General features: G+C 64.5%; 15 protein-coding genes and 1 pseudogene. 9 read left to right on the plus strand and 7 right to left on the minus strand.

Annotation, left to right across the window (positions count from 1 at the left end; genetic code table 11):
* Window positions 1-105: 105 nt before the first annotated feature.
* The gene (locus V3388_RS14385) at window positions 106-786 is read left to right on the plus strand and encodes a J domain-containing protein (protein ID WP_336368269.1); all 681 of its coding nucleotides are present in this window, start codon (window positions 106-108) and stop codon (window positions 784-786) included.
* Here the strand turns inward: V3388_RS14385 and V3388_RS14390 are convergent.
* The 3 genes from V3388_RS14390 to V3388_RS14400 are packed head-to-tail and all read right to left on the minus strand — an operon-like array spanning window position 739 to window position 3,446.
* Window positions 739-1,779 carry a bile acid:sodium symporter family protein gene (locus V3388_RS14390; RefSeq protein ID WP_336368270.1) on the minus strand — a complete coding sequence of 347 codons (1,041 nt, stop codon included), beginning with the start codon at window positions 1,777-1,779 and terminating at the stop codon, window positions 739-741. The two genes, V3388_RS14385 and V3388_RS14390, sit on opposite strands and share 48 nt — an antisense overlap.
* A complete protein-coding gene (locus tag V3388_RS14395; RefSeq protein WP_336368271.1) occupies window positions 1,776-2,483 on the minus strand; it encodes a FadR/GntR family transcriptional regulator in 708 nt (235 codons plus the stop codon). The genes V3388_RS14390 and V3388_RS14395 overlap by 4 nt, the downstream gene beginning before the upstream one ends.
* Before the next feature lie 36 nt (window positions 2,484-2,519).
* The gene (locus tag V3388_RS14400; protein ID WP_336368272.1) at window positions 2,520-3,446 is read right to left on the minus strand and encodes a LysR family transcriptional regulator; all 927 of its coding nucleotides are present in this window, start codon (window positions 3,444-3,446) and stop codon (window positions 2,520-2,522) included.
* Window positions 3,447-3,547: 101 nt separating this feature from the next.
* Between V3388_RS14400 and V3388_RS14405 the strand changes: the two genes are divergently transcribed.
* Window positions 3,548-5,173: an NADH-quinone oxidoreductase subunit L gene (locus V3388_RS14405; RefSeq protein ID WP_336368273.1), complete on the plus strand. Its 1,626-nt coding sequence runs from the start codon at window positions 3,548-3,550 to the stop codon at window positions 5,171-5,173.
* The gene (locus V3388_RS14410; protein ID WP_336368274.1) at window positions 5,170-7,578 is read left to right on the plus strand and encodes a YbcC family protein; all 2,409 of its coding nucleotides are present in this window, start codon (window positions 5,170-5,172) and stop codon (window positions 7,576-7,578) included. The genes V3388_RS14405 and V3388_RS14410 overlap by 4 nt, the downstream gene beginning before the upstream one ends.
* On the opposite strand, the gene V3388_RS14415 is transcribed toward V3388_RS14410, so the two are convergent.
* Window positions 7,572-8,540 carry a beta-ketoacyl-ACP synthase III gene (locus V3388_RS14415; protein ID WP_336368275.1) on the minus strand — a complete coding sequence of 323 codons (969 nt, stop codon included), beginning with the start codon at window positions 8,538-8,540 and terminating at the stop codon, window positions 7,572-7,574. The genes V3388_RS14410 and V3388_RS14415 overlap by 7 nt on opposite strands.
* Before the next feature lie 188 nt (window positions 8,541-8,728).
* Here V3388_RS14415 and V3388_RS14420 point away from each other — a divergent pair, with 188 nt between their 5' ends.
* Window positions 8,729-8,971 (plus strand): YdcH family protein, encoded by a 243-nt coding sequence (locus V3388_RS14420; protein ID WP_336368276.1) that lies wholly within the window; start codon window positions 8,729-8,731, stop codon window positions 8,969-8,971.
* On the opposite strand, the gene V3388_RS14425 is transcribed toward V3388_RS14420, so the two are convergent.
* Window positions 8,931-10,163 carry an MFS transporter gene (locus tag V3388_RS14425; protein WP_336368277.1) on the minus strand — a complete coding sequence of 411 codons (1,233 nt, stop codon included), beginning with the start codon at window positions 10,161-10,163 and terminating at the stop codon, window positions 8,931-8,933. The genes V3388_RS14420 and V3388_RS14425 overlap by 41 nt on opposite strands.
* 101 nt (window positions 10,164-10,264) lie before the next feature.
* Between V3388_RS14425 and V3388_RS14430 the strand changes: the two genes are divergently transcribed.
* Window positions 10,265-11,083, plus strand: a complete 819-nt coding sequence (locus V3388_RS14430) for an acyl-CoA thioesterase (RefSeq protein WP_336368278.1) — start codon at window positions 10,265-10,267, stop codon at window positions 11,081-11,083.
* 179 nt (window positions 11,084-11,262) lie between these two features.
* Window positions 11,263-11,718 (plus strand): annotated as a pseudogene (locus V3388_RS14435) (cation transporter); the annotation flags it as partial.
* 54 nt (window positions 11,719-11,772) lie between these two features.
* On the opposite strand, the gene V3388_RS14440 reads toward V3388_RS14435, so the two are convergent.
* Window positions 11,773-12,474 carry a VIT1/CCC1 transporter family protein gene (locus V3388_RS14440; RefSeq protein WP_442915656.1) on the minus strand — a complete coding sequence of 234 codons (702 nt, stop codon included), beginning with the start codon at window positions 12,472-12,474 and terminating at the stop codon, window positions 11,773-11,775.
* Between the two features lie 100 nt (window positions 12,475-12,574).
* On the opposite strand from V3388_RS14440, the gene V3388_RS14445 reads away from it, so the two are divergent.
* Both V3388_RS14445 and V3388_RS14450 read left to right on the plus strand, forming a co-directional pair.
* Window positions 12,575-12,925 carry a DUF3147 family protein gene (locus tag V3388_RS14445; protein ID WP_336368280.1) on the plus strand — a complete coding sequence of 117 codons (351 nt, stop codon included), beginning with the start codon at window positions 12,575-12,577 and terminating at the stop codon, window positions 12,923-12,925.
* A gap of 113 nt (window positions 12,926-13,038) precedes the next feature.
* Window positions 13,039-13,476: a hypothetical protein gene (locus tag V3388_RS14450; protein ID WP_336368281.1), complete on the plus strand. Its 438-nt coding sequence runs from the start codon at window positions 13,039-13,041 to the stop codon at window positions 13,474-13,476.
* 69 nt (window positions 13,477-13,545) lie between these two features.
* Here the strand turns inward: V3388_RS14450 and V3388_RS14455 are convergent, their stop codons facing one another.
* Window positions 13,546-14,631, minus strand: a complete 1,086-nt coding sequence (locus tag V3388_RS14455; RefSeq protein ID WP_336368282.1) for an alkene reductase — start codon at window positions 14,629-14,631, stop codon at window positions 13,546-13,548.
* Between the two features lie 75 nt (window positions 14,632-14,706).
* On the opposite strand from V3388_RS14455, the gene V3388_RS14460 reads away from it, so the two are divergent.
* The gene (locus tag V3388_RS14460; RefSeq protein WP_336368316.1) at window positions 14,707-15,144 is read left to right on the plus strand and encodes a DUF1499 domain-containing protein; all 438 of its coding nucleotides are present in this window, start codon (window positions 14,707-14,709) and stop codon (window positions 15,142-15,144) included.
* The last annotated feature ends 1 nt before the right edge of the window (window position 15,145 follow it).

Consider the following 15,145-nt stretch of genomic DNA (forward strand, 5'->3'; position numbering starts at 1 on the left):
GGTGTGGGTTACATGAAGTTCATGTGCTTATCCTAAGTGAACCGCCCCATTTTGTCTTTCAAATAATGGTATTGTGGCAACAAATTCTGAACCGGAGTGAACACCATGAGCTGTTGGGATTTGCTGGGCATTGCACCCACCCGGAACCCCGACGAGATCCGCGCGGCCTACGAGCGGCAACGGAAATTCGCCTCGGACGACGAGGCCCGTGCGCTGGATCAGGCCTACCGGGAAGCCTTGGGGGAAGATCCATCCGCATCGATGTCGTCGGCTGCGGCCAGCGAGGATTCAGGCCGGCCCGTTGACCTGGAGCCGATGCCCGTGTCCGGCGCATCAGGCCGGGCGGCGGATGATCAGCCGCTGGACGCGGCCGACGATCAGGTGGCTCGGGAAGTGGTTATCCAGATTCGGGCGCTGCTGAACGACGCCCGCCGAAGCCAGGATCTGGGCGTCTGGAAAGCGATTGTCTGTGAACCCCCGGCGGATCGCCCCGACGTGCGCCGCGCCATCGCCGAGCGGGTGGAGGGGGAGTTACGCCCCCTGGCGGAAAACGGCGCCCTGGAGGCACCCGTGGCCCGTTTCCTGGGGGACTGGTTTGGCTGGTTCAGCGTGCGCGAGGCGGTTGCCGGGCCGGAGGAAGAGAACGCCGCCGAGCCGGCCCGGTCTGACGGGTTTGGCGAGGCTCAACCGCCGCAGCTGGCCAACTTCTGGCCGGCGGTGATCGGGTGGATTGTCGCCCTAGCCATTCTGGCCGCCATCTTCGGCGGCATGGGCGGTGGCCAGTGACGGCGCCGCCGCGGCGTTTTTCGCCTCGATCTTGACCCGGTACCGCTGCGCAAGGATCGCGCCGATAATGACCTGAACCTGGTTGTAGCACATGATCGGCAGCACGATCATGCCAAAGCCGGGATGCCCGGAAAACAGTACTTTCGCCATGGGCAGCCCGGACGCCAGGCTCTTCTTGGATCCGCAGAACACCACCGCCGTCTCGTCCTCCAGGCTGAACCCCAGCCAGCGCACCATCAGCCGTGCGATCAGCATGAACAACCCCAGCAGGGTAATGCACAGGACGACGGTGAACACGATCGCCTGCACCGGCAGGTGCTGCCAGAGTCCGCTCTCCACCGAGTGTGAAAACGCCGAGTACACAATCAGCCAGATCACCGCCCGGTCGTAGCGCGCCATGAGCCGCTCGTTGCGTTCCATGAACCCGCCGATCAGTGGCCGCATCCCATGCCCCACTGCGAACGGCAGCAGCAGTTGCAGCACGATATCCTTCAGGGCTTCGCCCACGGAAAACTCGCCGGTGCCGGCGGTACTCACCAGCAGCAGCAACAGGAATGGGGTCAGCATCATTCCAAACACGTTGGACGCCGCCGCGCTGCAGATGGCCGCCGGGACGTTGCCCCGGGCCATGGCGGTGTAGGCAATGGAGGAAGATACGGCGGACGGAAGAACGCCAAGGTACAGGAAGCCCAGCCCTAGGTCTTTGGGCATCCAGGAGGGAATCAGGTCGGAAAGGCCGTTGATCGGCAACACGATCAGCGGAAAGAACACAAAGGTCAGGCTGGTGATCAGAATGTGCAGGCGCCAATGGGTGGCGCCTTCGACGATCTGCTGCCGGGACAGCGCAGCCCCGTGGAAGAAGAAGAGCAGGGCAACGGCCACGGTACCCGCGCTTGCCAGAACGTCGCCGGCAGTGCCGGTAGCGGGCAGGAACGTGGCCAGGACGATGGCGCCGAGCAGCAGCAGGGTGAACGTATCAATGCGAAGCTTCATCGGGGTTGCTCTCCGGTCGGCGCGTGGGGGAGGTTGGTGCTGTTGAGGGCCTGAAGGCTCGGTTCGAGCAGTTCCCGGGCCAGGGTTCCGGCGCGGGCCGCGTCACCGCGTCGGATGGCCGCGAGCAGCAGTTCGTGCTGTTCCTGGGTGGGCTCTGGCAGGTCGGCGTCCATTTCCGTGCGCTCGATGGTTTCCCCGATGCCGTGGGAGAAATAATCGTACAGTTCAATCAACGCCGGATTGTGGGAGGCCAGCACCACGGCATGGTGGAAACTCTGGTCGTGCAGGATTCGGTCGTCCAGCGCGTCGCCAGCCCTGGCCCGGGCGTCGAGGGCGCCGGACATGGCGCGCAGATCGTCGTCGGTGCGCCGCTGTGCGGCCAGCTTGGCCGCTTCCGATTCCAGCATGATGCGCACTTCAAGTTGGTCCGCCAGGCGGGTGCGGCTGATGCGCCGCAGGGTTTCGCCCGCGTCCCGGGTGGCGCGCACATAGGTGCCGTCACCCTGGCGGGTGTCCAGCATGCCCACGTGCACCAGCACGCGCACGGCTTCGCGGACGGTGTTGCGGCTGACGCCCAGGTGGTCGCAGAGGACGGATTCTACGGGCAGCTTGTCACCGACCTGCCAGTCGCCGTTTTCAATGGATTCCCGAAGGCTGTCGATGGCGGTCTCCACGAGGGAGCCCTTGCGAATTCGTTCCAGCATGATTGGATCATCCTCTTATCAGATGATCCAATCATCCTATGAATTTCCGGCCAGCGCAATCCCGGCGTCCGGGAGGTAAGAGAGCAGCTCACCGGCGGGCTGGTTCAGCAGTTGGGTTACCAGCTCCCGGGGGAACTGCCGTTTGATGGAAATGGCGTAGAATTCCTCAAACACGCCGGGCAGGGCGCCGTAATGCTGCAGCACCCCGGAGTTCAGCTCGTCCCGCACCACCACTGGCGGCAGGACGGCCACCTGGCCGGAGTCCCGGGTCAGCAGGCGCATCATGGCCATGTCATCCACCTCGGCGATGATGTTCGGGTAGATATCGTAGTATTCGCACAGCTGGTCAAAGCCCTGGCGAATGTGACTGTCCGGGCCGGGGACAATCAGGTTGCGTTCGTGCAGGCAGCCCGGCACGTCTTCCATGTCCGGCAGGCCAGGGGGGCCGATCACGCTGACCGGCTGGCGGGCGAGCCGCTTGGAGCGCCAGGGATTGTGCTCGTCGCCCTGGACCGGCTGGTTTGAGAGAATCAGATCAAGCCGATGGGCGGACAGGCGCCGGAGCAGGTCCTCCAGAGAGCCGCTGGCAAGCTTGAGATCGAGGTCCCGTCTGCCCATCAACGGCTTCAGGAAAGCCTCCTGGAAGTTACGGGAGAGGGTGGCCACGGAGCCGACGCGCAGGATGTCCCGCTGTGCCTGGGTGCCGGAGCGAAACAGGGCGTGCAGTTCCTCGCCCTGTCGGAAGATCTCCTCGGCGTAGGAAAAGGCCAGGCGCCCGGCCTCGGTAAGCTTCAACCGGCGGCCTTCCCGCGTAAACAGCTCGTGTCCGAGGTTCTCCTCCAGTTTCTTGATCTGCCCGGACAGGGCCGACTGGGATACGTGTAGGGACTCCGCCGCGCGGGTCAGGTGTCCCAGCCGTGCCACCGTCCAGAAGTAATAGAGGTGGTGGTAATTCAGGCGCATACGAGTGTTCTCTTTAAGTGAACGGTTTGTTAGTTATAAACCATTTTTAATGATGAGTCATTCCCGGCAAAGTAATTGTGACGATCAACCGGGAGACCATCATGACCGAACACCTGAGCCTTATCTCACTGCTGTCCACCGGCGCCCTGGCCGCCTGGCTGGCGGTGCCCCTGTCGTTCCTGGCGTTCGCGCTCTACAGCCATGGCAAAGGCGGACGGGAAGGCCTCCAGCAACGCTGGCATCGGGCAGAGACGCTGCTGGTGGCCGGCCTCGGCGTGTCCATGCTGGTGGGCCTGCTGATGATGGCCGGCCACTGGTTGCCGGGCCTGTCCATGGTGGACGCCGGGCGCCCGCTCGGCCTGTATGCCACCGGTTTTTCCGGCTGGATGGCGGTGATGGTTTCCTTCATCGGCTGGGTGATTCTTCGCTACGCCCGGGATTACCTGCGCGGCGATCCGGTGCAAGTGACGTTTTTGCCCTGGTTCCTGACCACGCTGGCCTGTGTGCTTATTCTGGTCTTCACCAGCCACCTGCTGGTCCTGGCGGCGGCGTGGATTGGGGTGAGCCTGTCGCTGCATCAGCTTCTGACCCTGTACCCGGATCGTCCCCAGGCTCGTCTGGCCGCCGCCCAGAAATTCATCGCCAGCCGCCTGGGTGACGCCTGTGTGATCGGCGGGGTCTGGCTGATCGGCCGCCATTACGGCACCTTCAACCTGCAGGACATTGCCCAGGCCGGCGCCGCCGCCGTCAGCGGCAACCCAGGCCTGCAGCTGGCCTCCGTCCTGCTCGCCATTGCCGCCGCACTGAAGTGCGCACAGCTGCCGTTCCACGGCTGGCTGCTGCGGGTGATGGAGGCACCGACCCCGGTGTCGGCTCTGTTGCACGCGGGCATCATCAATCTGGGTGGCTTCCTCTGGCTGCGCCTGAACCCGATGTTTGACGGCTTTACCCTGGGCCACGGTGTGCTGCTGGTCGTGGGCGGTGCCACGGCGGTGGTCGCGGTCCTGACCATGATGACCCAGGCCTCCGTGAAGCACGCGCTGGCCTGGTCCACCATCGCACAGATGGGCTTCATGTTGTTCGAGATCGGCCTGGGCGCCTACACCCTGGCCGCGCTGCACCTGCTGGCCCACTCCCTGTACAAGGCCCATTCGTTCCTGGCCGCCGGCCGCACCGTTCGTGTAGCGGCGTCCCTCCCGGTCGGCCCGCGCAAGCCCTGGCTGGCGATCAGTCACGCCCTGGTGACCGGCGTGGTGGCCGCGGCACTGCTGGCCCTGTTCCCGTCGCTGACCGGCGGCTCCGCGGTGCTCTCCGGGCTGCTGGTGCTGGCCATCGTCAACGGCGTCTGGGGTATTCCGCTGGCCATCAGCCGCAAACGTCGTGCGGTACTGAGCCTGCTGGCGCTGGCCCTGATCCCGCTCTACGGTCTGCTCCACCTGCTGCTCGGGCCCGCCCTTGGCGACGTGCAGGCGCTGCCGCTGCCGGCGCCCCTGGCCGTCTTTGCCTGGATGGTGCCGGTCGCACTGGCGCTGCTGTCCTGGCCGCTGCTGCAGGCCGGTGACCGCCCGGCGGCCCTGCGCCTGAGGGTGCTGTTTGCCCAGGGCCTGTACCTGGACCGTCCGTTTGAACAACTGACCCGCCGCCTGGCGAGCCGCGCCCTGAATGCGCCGACCTCTGGCCGCCATTACCTGACTGGACACCGTCTGACCACAGGAGAACCGTCATGACCGCCCCGTTAGCCATTCACCTCCCAGGCCAGCAGCGCGCGCTGCTGGCGCAGACCTGCGAGCGCCTGGCGCCGGTCTGGCCGCTGGATCGCTGGATTGCTGTAAATCCCTGGTGGGGGCTGCGCCAGATGGACGCGCCGGCCGCCGAAGCACTGCTGCGCCGGAACCTGGGACACCACCTGCTGATGCCGGCGGAATTCTACCGGGACGCCTGGAAGCGCGAGCGGATTACCCGCGCTCACCTCGACCAGGCCCTGGCCGAGGCCGGCGATAGCGGGCTGACCCATCAGGAGGTGCTGGAGCGTCTGAATGAACCGGAACCGCAGGGCTGCCAGGTGGTCTCGGCCCTGAAATGTCTGCCGGATCCGGCCTTTGAGGAAAGCGCCATCAACCGGGCCTACGATCAGGTTGGCCGGTTGTGCGCCAGCTATTTCGACGTCCGCCAAAGCCGCTGGCCGGTCACCGAAGGCCCGCGCCTCGGTCTGTTCAGCTTCTGGCGGGAGCAGTCCGGCATGGACCCGATGCTGGGTGCCACCACCGGCCTGAGCGGGTTGTCCCAGTGGGTGCGCAACCTGCCGGAGCCCTGGGAAGAGGCGGCGGATCGTATCCTGGAAACCCTCAACTTGTCGGATGGGCACCTGACCGCCCTCGGCCACCGCCATCTTGGCGGCCTGATTGGCTGGGCGTCCTGGTGCCGGGGTGAGGACTGGCGCGCGGCCCTGGAAGGGCAGCCGTCGGATCTGGGCGCTCAACTGCTGACGATCTTACTGGCCTTTGAGGCATACGCCCGCATCCAGCTATCCGTAGAGGGCAGAACCCGCCTGCAGAAAGCCTGGCAGCGTTACGAACAGCGACAGGAGGCACCTGCCGATGATCGACTGTGGGTGTGGCAGCGGGCTTATGAGCTGGGCTGGCAGGAAGCCCTGGGCAAGCGGCTGAAAGCGGTGGCCGAGCAACCGGCCGCGCAAGACACGCCGCCGGCCGTGCAGGCGGTGTTCTGTATTGATGTGCGTTCCGAGGTGTTCCGTCGCCACCTGGAAGATGGCCGCCCGGGCGTCCAGACCCTGGGCTTCGCCGGCTTTTTCGGTATGCCCATTGCCCACCTGCGCCCCGGTGCGATGGACGATGAACCACGCCTGCCGGGCCTGCTGGCGCCCGCCTACCGGTTCAATGAATCCACCGGCAGCCGCGCTGGGGATGTCGAGCTGAACCGGGAACTGGACCAGCGGGAAATGAACCGTGAGAGCATCCGCCGGGCCAAATACACCAGCCTGTCCGCGTTCACCCTGGTGGAAACCACCGGGCTCGCCTGGGCGTGGAAGCTGGTGCGTGACAGCCTCAACCGCAATCCGGAGCGCAAGCCGCCGGAAAGCTATCCGGAAGCCCGCCTGGTGCACCGCCATGGCGGCGATCCGCTGAGCGACGCCGAGCGAGTTGATCTGGCTGAGAATCTGCTGCGGGGCATGTCTCTGACCAAGAACTTCGCCAGCCTGCTGGTGCTGGTGGGCCACGGCAGCCACACGGACAACAACCCGAACGAGGCGGGCCTGGCCTGCGGCGCTTGCGGCGGCAAGAACGGCGGTATCAACGCCCGGGCGGCGGCGTCGCTGCTCAACGACCGCCTGGTGCGGGCGGGCCTGGCCGAGCGGGACATCCGCATCCCGGATTTCTGCCACGCGGTCGCGGCGGAGCACTGCACGGTGACCGACAGGGTACGTATCCTGAACCGGGAATCGGTGCCAGACACGCACCTGCTGCGCCTGGAAGAACTGGAACAGGCCCTGACGGATGCCGGGCGTGCCACCCGCCGGGAGCGGGCGGAGGCCCTGGGCCTGACCGACATGGACGACGACGGGCTGATGGACGCCACCCGCCTGCGCACCGTGAACTGGGCGGAAGTGCGCCCGGAGTGGGGCCTGGCCAACAACGCCGCACTGATACTGGCCAAGCGCAGCCGCAGCCGCGGCGCCGATCTGGGCGGCCGCTGTTTCCTGCACGATTACGACCCTGAGCTGGACCCCGAGGGCGCCATTCTCACCGCGCTGATGTCGGCGCCCATGGTGGTGGCCAACTGGATCAACCTGCAGTATTTCGCCTCGGTGACGTCACCCACGGTGTACGGTGCCGGCAACAAGCTGCTGCACTCGGTGGTGGGCGGCCAGATCGGTGTGATTGAGGGCAATGGCACCGACCTGCGGATCGGCCTGCCGATCCAGTCGGTGCACGATGGCGAGAACTGGCGCCACGAACCGGTGCGCCTGACGGTGGTGATCGATGCGCCGGAGGAGCGTATCCGGAAGGTGATGAGCCAGCAGGTTGATGTTGCCGCGCTGATCAACCACCAGTGGCTTTGGGTATATCGCCTGGCCCCGGACGGGAAACTGCTGCCGGTTCGGCCTCAGTAACGGATGAGCGCGGAGCCCCAGGTGAACCCGCCGCCGAAGGCTTCGAGCAGCAGCACATCGTCCCTCTGGATGCGGCCGTCCCGAACGGCCGCATCCAGGGCCAGCGGGATGGACGCGGCGGAGGTGTTGCCGTGCTTGTTGACGGTGACCACCACTCGGTCCATGCCCATCTTCAGTTTGCGGGCGGTGGCGGCGATGATCCTCAGGTTGGCCTGGTGCGGCACTAGCCAGTCCACGTCGGATTTCTTCATGCGGTTGGCGGCCAGCGTCTCATCCACGATCTTGCCCAGGGTGTTGACCGCCACCTTGAACACCTCATTGCCCTTCATTTCCACGAACGCCTCGCCCGCCTTGACCCGATCAAAGCCGTCGGCAATGCCGCAGGGCACGTGCAGTAGCTCTTCGTACTGGCCATCCGCGTGAAGGTGGGTGGACAGAATGCCCGTCTCCTCGTTGGCCTCGAGCACCACCGCACCGGCGCCGTCGCCGAACAGCACGCAGGTGCCCCGGTCCTGCCAATTGATGATGCGGGAGAACACTTCGGCGCCGATCACCAGCGCGCGCTTGCTGCTGCCGGTTTTGACGAACTTGTCCGCCACCGAGAGCGCGTAGACAAACCCGCTGCACACCGCCTGGATGTCGAACGCCGGGCAGCCGTGAATGCCGAGCCGGGCCTGAAGGATGCAGGCAGAGGAGGGGAAGATCTTGTCCGGGGTGGAGGTGGCGAACACGATCAGATCAATGTCCGCCGGCTTCAGGCCAGCGGCGTCGATCGCCTGGCGGGCGGCGTGCTCGGCCAGGTCCACCGTGGTCTGGCCGTCAGCGGCAATGTGTCGTTGCTCAATCCCTGTGCGCTCGCGAATCCATTCATCCGACGTCTCCACCAGAGATTCCAGGTCCTGATTGGTCAGGACTTTCTCCGGGAGATAGGCGCCGGTGCCGGCGATGCGGGCGTAGGTCATGGGACACATTCCTCAGGTCAAGCTCATTTTGAGCCATGCTATCCAAGTTGGACCTGAAGGGGTTATTAGCGATTTGTCAAAGGCCTGCCGGATCAGGCAGTGTGAACTATGCTGAGAAAGCCGCCCTGGAAGCCATTTGGGCGGCACTCAATGCAACACTGCATGCACCCGAAAGGAGGTTTGTCACCATGGGAATTACCAGTCACCAGCTGTACACCGAATTCCCCGAGTTCCGGGAGCGCATTGATGCGCTGCGCGAGGGCGACCCAAAATTCAGTGAAAAGCTGACCCGCTACACGGAACTGGACCAGGAAATCGAGGGCCTGGAAAAGCGGGAAGCGCCCATTGGTGACGACAAGATGCATCGGCTCAAGCAGTGGCGCGCCCAGCTCAAGGATGAGCTGTACGCCGAGATTTCCAGGCCATCGTGAAAATCACCAGGCCGGCCACCGCGGTGGCCGCCCCCACATAGCCGGTGACGTCCCAGCCAAAGCCGGCGCCAATGGCCACGCCGCCCAGCCAGGGCCCCAGCGCGTTGGCGGTGTTGAAGGCGGCATGGTGAGAGGCGGCCGCCAGAGTCTGGGCCCCGGCGGCCACGTCCATCAGATGGGTCTGGAGCGCCGGCCCCAGGCCCACCATCAGCGATACCAGGAAACACATACCCAGCAGCAGCGGCAGATTGCCGGTGGTGGAGGGGAACACTGCCAGGGTGACGGCGGCCCAGGCCAGCAACCAGCCCACACCCTTGAAGCCCAGCCGGTCAAACACCCAGCCCCCCAACAGATTGCCCACGAATCCGCCCAGGCCAAACACCAACAGAGCCACCGGGATCCAGTTTCGCGACACCCCGGTGACGTTCAGCAAGGTGGGTGCCAGATAGCTGAACACGCAGAACATGCCGGCAAATCCGATGGCACCAATGGCCAGCGGGTACCAGATGGCCGGCTGGTTGAACGCGCGAACTTCGGCCAGCGGCGCCTGGCGCTCCTCGGTGCGATCCACGGGCAGGAACAGCGCCACCGACGCCAGGGTGACCACCGCCACCAACCCCACAAAGGCAAACGCGTAGCGCCATTCCACGTACTGGCCGAGCAGGGTGGCCAGCGGGTTCCCGATCAGCAGCGCCAGGGTCAGGCCCACCATCACCCGGCTGACCGCCTTGGCGCGCTGGTCCGCCGGCACCAGGGACGCCGCCACCAGCGCGGCAACACCAAAGTAGGCGCCGTGGGGCAGGCCGGCGATAAACCGGAACACCATCAGGCTGTCGTAGTCGGGGGCGAGGGCGCTGGCCAGGTTGCCCAGGGCGTAAAAGCCCATCAGGCCGATCAGCAGGTGCTGCCGGAAGAACCGGGCGCCGAGAATGGCCAGCAGCGGCGCGCCCACCACCACGCCCAGGGCATAGGCGCTGATCAGGTGGCCCACCTGCGGCTCGGTGACGTTGAGATCACTGGCCACATTGGGCATGAGGCCCATCAGGGCAAACTCCCCGGTGCCGATGGCGAAGCCACCCAGCGCCAAGGCAATCTGGATCCACAGCGCCCGGGCCGGGCTGTGGCTCACCGACGCGCTGGCAGCATCGATCTCGTCGGCAAGGCCTGTGGTGTCACAAGAGGTCTCGGGCATGGCTGGTCCATTGATTAGCTTGCGAAAAACCGGAGAGTGTGCAAAAACAGACGACGTTTGTTGATAAGCAATTACGCCCATTTACCGTTTGGATACGCACCATGACTGACACCTCTCTGCACCCACTGGACAACGCCATCAAGCTTGAGCCCCAGGGCGGGCACCGGTTTCGCGGACGTTTCCCGGCCAGCCATTTCAATATGGTTGGGCCCTATGGGGGCGCCATTGGCGCGGCGCTGATGAATGCGGTGCTTCTGCATCCGGAGCGGATGGGCAACCCGGTGGCCATGACCGTCAACTTCGCCGGCCCAGTTCAGGACGCGGACTACGAGATCATCGCCCGGCCCGCCCGCACCAACCGCTCCACCCAGCACTGGATGCTGGAACTGGTGCAGGGCGGTGAGACCGCGGTCACCGGTACCCTGTTCATGGCCGTGCGGCGGGAAACCTGGGAAGATCAGGAACTGACCATGCCTGACGTTCCGCCCGCCGACGACATTCCACCGCTGAACACCGATGGCTACCTGACCTGGTTACAGAATTACCGGTTTCGCGTCATTGACGGCCATTTCGATCCTTCCGGCCGCATTCCGCCTCAGGAAGACTCCACCACGCGCCTCTGGATGCAGGATAACCCGCCCCGAAAGCTGGATTTTCCGGCACTGATGGCCTTGAGCGACGGATTCTTCCCCCGGGTGTTCGTGCGCCAGCAGGAGCGCTCACCGGCAGGCACCGTCTCCCTGACCACCTATTTCCACACCGATGACGACCGCCTGGCCGCCAGCGGCGACCGGCCCATTCTCGGCATCGCCCGGGGCCAGAAATACTTCCGCAACTACTTTGACCAGGTGGCGGAACTCTGGAGCGAGCAGGGTGAACTGCTGGCGACGTCCCACCAGGTGGTGTATTTCAAGGCCTGAACCGGACGTCGCCGGCGGCTTGACCCTGTAGTGGCTTCAGGCTTTAGTGTGCGGTGAACGTAATGCATTGGAGGGAGTAGCCGGTGGATTCCTGCTGTGAAAACAAAGCGGACGAACTCGCCCAACTGAAAGGCCAGCAGAGCAAGGTGCTGTACATCGTGCTGGCCATCAACGCCCTGATGTTCCTGGTGGAGTTCTTCGGCGGCCTGCTGACCAACTCCACCGCACTTCTGGCCGATTCCCTCGACATGTTCGGCGACGCCTCGGTGTACGCGCTGACCCTCTACACCCTGCACCGAAGCGCCCAGGCCAGGGCAGGAGCGGCCATGGCCAAGGGCGTGCTGATGCTGCTGTTCGGCCTGATGGTCATTGCCGAAGCCATCCAGAAAAGCCTGCTGGGGATTGTGCCGGATGCCGTACCCATGGGCGGCATCGCCGCACTCGCGCTGGTCGCCAACGGCGCCTGCTTCGCGTTGTTGCACCGCCACCGCCGCGACGATTTGAACATGCGCTCTACCTGGCTGTGTTCCCGCAACGATCTGATTGCCAACAGCTCGGTGATCGTCGCCGCCGTTGCCGTTGGCGCCACCGGCTCGCTATGGCCGGACGTGGTCATCGGCCTCGCCATCGCCGCGCTGTTCCTGCGCACGGCCTGGCAGGTGCTGCGGGAAGCCTGGGCGGCCCTGGCCTCAAACGGCGACCCCGAACAGAGCGCCGACGCCTGCGGTGACGGCCATGGCGGCGGCGCCCCAGAAGGTCACCCGGGCGCTGGCTCGACCGATGGGTGCGCCACCGGCGCGGGCAGCCAGGGCACCCAATGCGGCGAGAAAGACAAGGGATAACGCCCCCACCGCCGGAATCAGCATGACCGGTGTAACCAGCCACGCCACCAGAAGTGGCAATAGAGCGCCTACGGAGAAGGTTGTGGCAGAGGCAACGGCGGCCTGAAGCGGGCGGGCGGTAACCGTATCGGTAATCCCGATTTCATCCCGGGCGTGGGCGCCCAGGGCATCGTGAGCCATCAGTTGATCCGCTACCTGGGAGGCCAGGGCGGGTTCGACGCCCCGCTCAACGTAGATCTCCGCCAGTTCATCCCGTTCCACCTCGTACTCGTGCTCCAGCGCGTGGCGTTCCAGCGCCAAATCCGCTTCTTCGGTGTCAGATTGGGAGCGCACGGACACATACTCACCGGCCGCCATGGACATGGCGCCGGCCACCCAGCCAGCGAGACCGGCCAGCAGGATCTCATGCTGACCGGTGCGGGCGGCGGCCACGCCAATGATCAGGCTGGCAGTGGACACAATGCCGTCATTGGCGCCAAGAACGGCGGCGCGCAGCCAGCCGGTGCGATGGGATCGATGGTGTTCGTTGTGGCTCACGGACAGCTCCATAGGTGAGGGCGCCGCCGGCTACCGGCCGGTGCGCAAAACGGGCGAAACCGGCAGAATGCTATCACACGGTTTTCAAAAACAACCCCAAGGAATCCATCGAATGACCTGGCTGATTACCAAATACGCCATCACCGCGGCCATCATCGTACTTGTCTCGGAGGCGGCCAAGCGCAGCGACAAACTCGGCGCGCTCATTGCCGCCCTGCCGATGGTCACGGTACTGGCCATGATCTGGCTCTACGTGGAGCAGCAGCCGGCGGAGAAAATCAGCAACCACGCCTGGTACACCTTCTGGTACGTGCTGCCGACGCTGCCCATGTTCCTGGTGTTTCCCTTCCTGATGGCCCGTTTCGGGTTCTGGCCTTCCCTGGCGATCAGCGCCGTTCTCACCATGGTGTGCTTTGGCGCGCTGGCGCTGGCGATGCGACGCTTCGGGATTCACCTACTTTGATCCGCCGGAAAAATTGATGTCCGTCAGTGGTTTTTAAGACTGCGAGCGTAGCCTGAACTCTCTGACTCAGCCATGACGCACAGGAGGCTATGATGAGCAGGACAATGTTATCCATGGTGTTACTGGGTTCCCTGACGGTGTTGCAGGCAGGTTCGGTGGTGGCCGCGGACCAGCAACAGGATCAGGATCGGGACAGAACGCAGCTGCAGGACCAGGACCAGGATCAGGACAGAACGCAGCTTCAGGACCGGGATCAGGACCGCGACCGCATTTTCGGACACGAAATGATGACGGACGAAGAGCGGAACGAGTACATGAACCGGATGCATTCGGCGACCACCGCTCAGGAGCGTGAGCGTATCCGCGAGGAAAATCACGAGCGCATGGTCGAACGTGCCCGTGAGCGCGGCATCACGCTGCCAGACGAACCCATGGGTGGGCCGATGGGCTCCGGAAAAGGCATGGGGAGTGGTATGGGTGGTGGCACCGGTGGCGGCGGCGGAATGGGCGGAGGCATGGGCCGCGATAACGACCGCGGTAATAAGAAGTAAATCGCTGACAGGTAGAGAAGTCGACACACACCGGGCGCCAATGCGCCCGGTGTGTGTTCAGGCCCGACGTTATGACTCCGCGTCGGCGGTTTCCAACGCTGGATAGTCCACGTAGCCCTCGGCACCCTGGCTGTAGAAGGTGCTGGTGTCCGGCTCGTTCAGCGGTGCGCCGGCTTTCAGCCGGGCCGGCAGGTCCGGGTTGGCCAGGAACGGCACACCAAATGCCACGGCGTCCGCTTTGCCATCGGCAATCACGGCATTGCCTTCCTCACCGGTGTAACCCATGTTCACCACCAGCGTGCCGCGATAGGCCGCCCGGGCAGCGGAAACCACATCGGCCTTCTGCTTGCCGTGGAAGTCGCTGCGCATCAGGTGCAGGAAGGCCAGGTTCCGGGCGTTGAACTGCTCGCCGAGGTAGGTCACCAGGCCCACCGGATCACTGTCTTCCATGCTGTTGAAGCTGTTCAGGGGCGACAGACGCACACCCACGCGTTCGCTGCCAAACACCTCACTGACGGCATCAATCACTTCCAGCAGCAGTCGCGCGCGGTTTTCCAGCGGGCCGCCGTAGGGGCCTTCCCGATGGTTGGCGCTTTCCCGCAGGAACTCGTCCAGCAGGTAACCGTTGGCGCCGTGCACTTCCACGCCGTCAAAGCCGGCCCGCTTGGCGTTTTCCGCCGCTTTCCGGAAACCCTCGATGATGCCGGGAATCTCGTCGTCCCGCAGAGCCCGGGGCGTGGTGTAGTCCTTTTTGCCTTCCGGGGTGTGAACATCATCGCTGGTGATGGCGATGGCGCTCGGGGCCACCGGGTCCTTGCCGTCATTCAGCAGCGGGTGGCAGGCGCGACCGCCGTGCCAGATCTGCAGGTAGATGTGGCCGCCCTTGGCGTGTACGGCATCCGTGACCTTTTTCCAACCGGCAATTTGCGCCTCGGAATAGATGCCCGGCTCGCGCCAGAACGCGGAATTGCCTTCCATCGCCATGGTCGCCTCGGCAATGATCAGCCCGGCTGAGGCTCGCTGTGCGTAGTAGGTGGCCATCATGTCCGTGGGCACGTGGTCCGCATCGGCCCGGCAGCGGGTCAGCGGCGCCATGAAAATCCGGTTGGGCAATTCGGTGTTTCCGAGCGTAATAGGGCTGAACAGGTCTGTCATAGAATCTCCCACAATAGCGATATGAGGATGAGCGCGATGATACGCATGCTTACCGTAATTGGCCTACTCGTCTTAATGGGGTTAACCGGCTGTGCTTCAACCGGCAACGTGCCCCAAGCCGGCACAAACTTCACCCTCGACGGCTGCGCGCCGCTGCTGAACTGCGTTTCGAGCGAATCGGACACGGGTATGTACCACGTGGATCCCATCGCCCTCAGGGAACCTCTGACCCCGGACACCTGGGACCGGATCGTGGACGTGGCGCTCACGCTGCCCGGTGCAACCCTGAAAGAATCCCGATACGGCTACGCCCGGATTACCTGCTACAGTGAGGTTTTCAACTTCCCCGACTATCTGGAGATTCTGGTGACGGACGATGGCCGGCATCTGGCCGTCCGCTCCCAGTCCCAGTTTGGTCTCTACGATCTTGGCGTGAACCGTAGCCGCGTGGAGAAACTCAGAAAAGCGTTGATAGACCAAAAGCTTGCAACAATAACGTCGACGGAGTCTTAAA

This window comes from Marinobacter sp. C2H3 (genome assembly GCF_037080155.1).
Lineage (GTDB): Bacteria > Pseudomonadota > Gammaproteobacteria > Pseudomonadales > Oleiphilaceae > Marinobacter.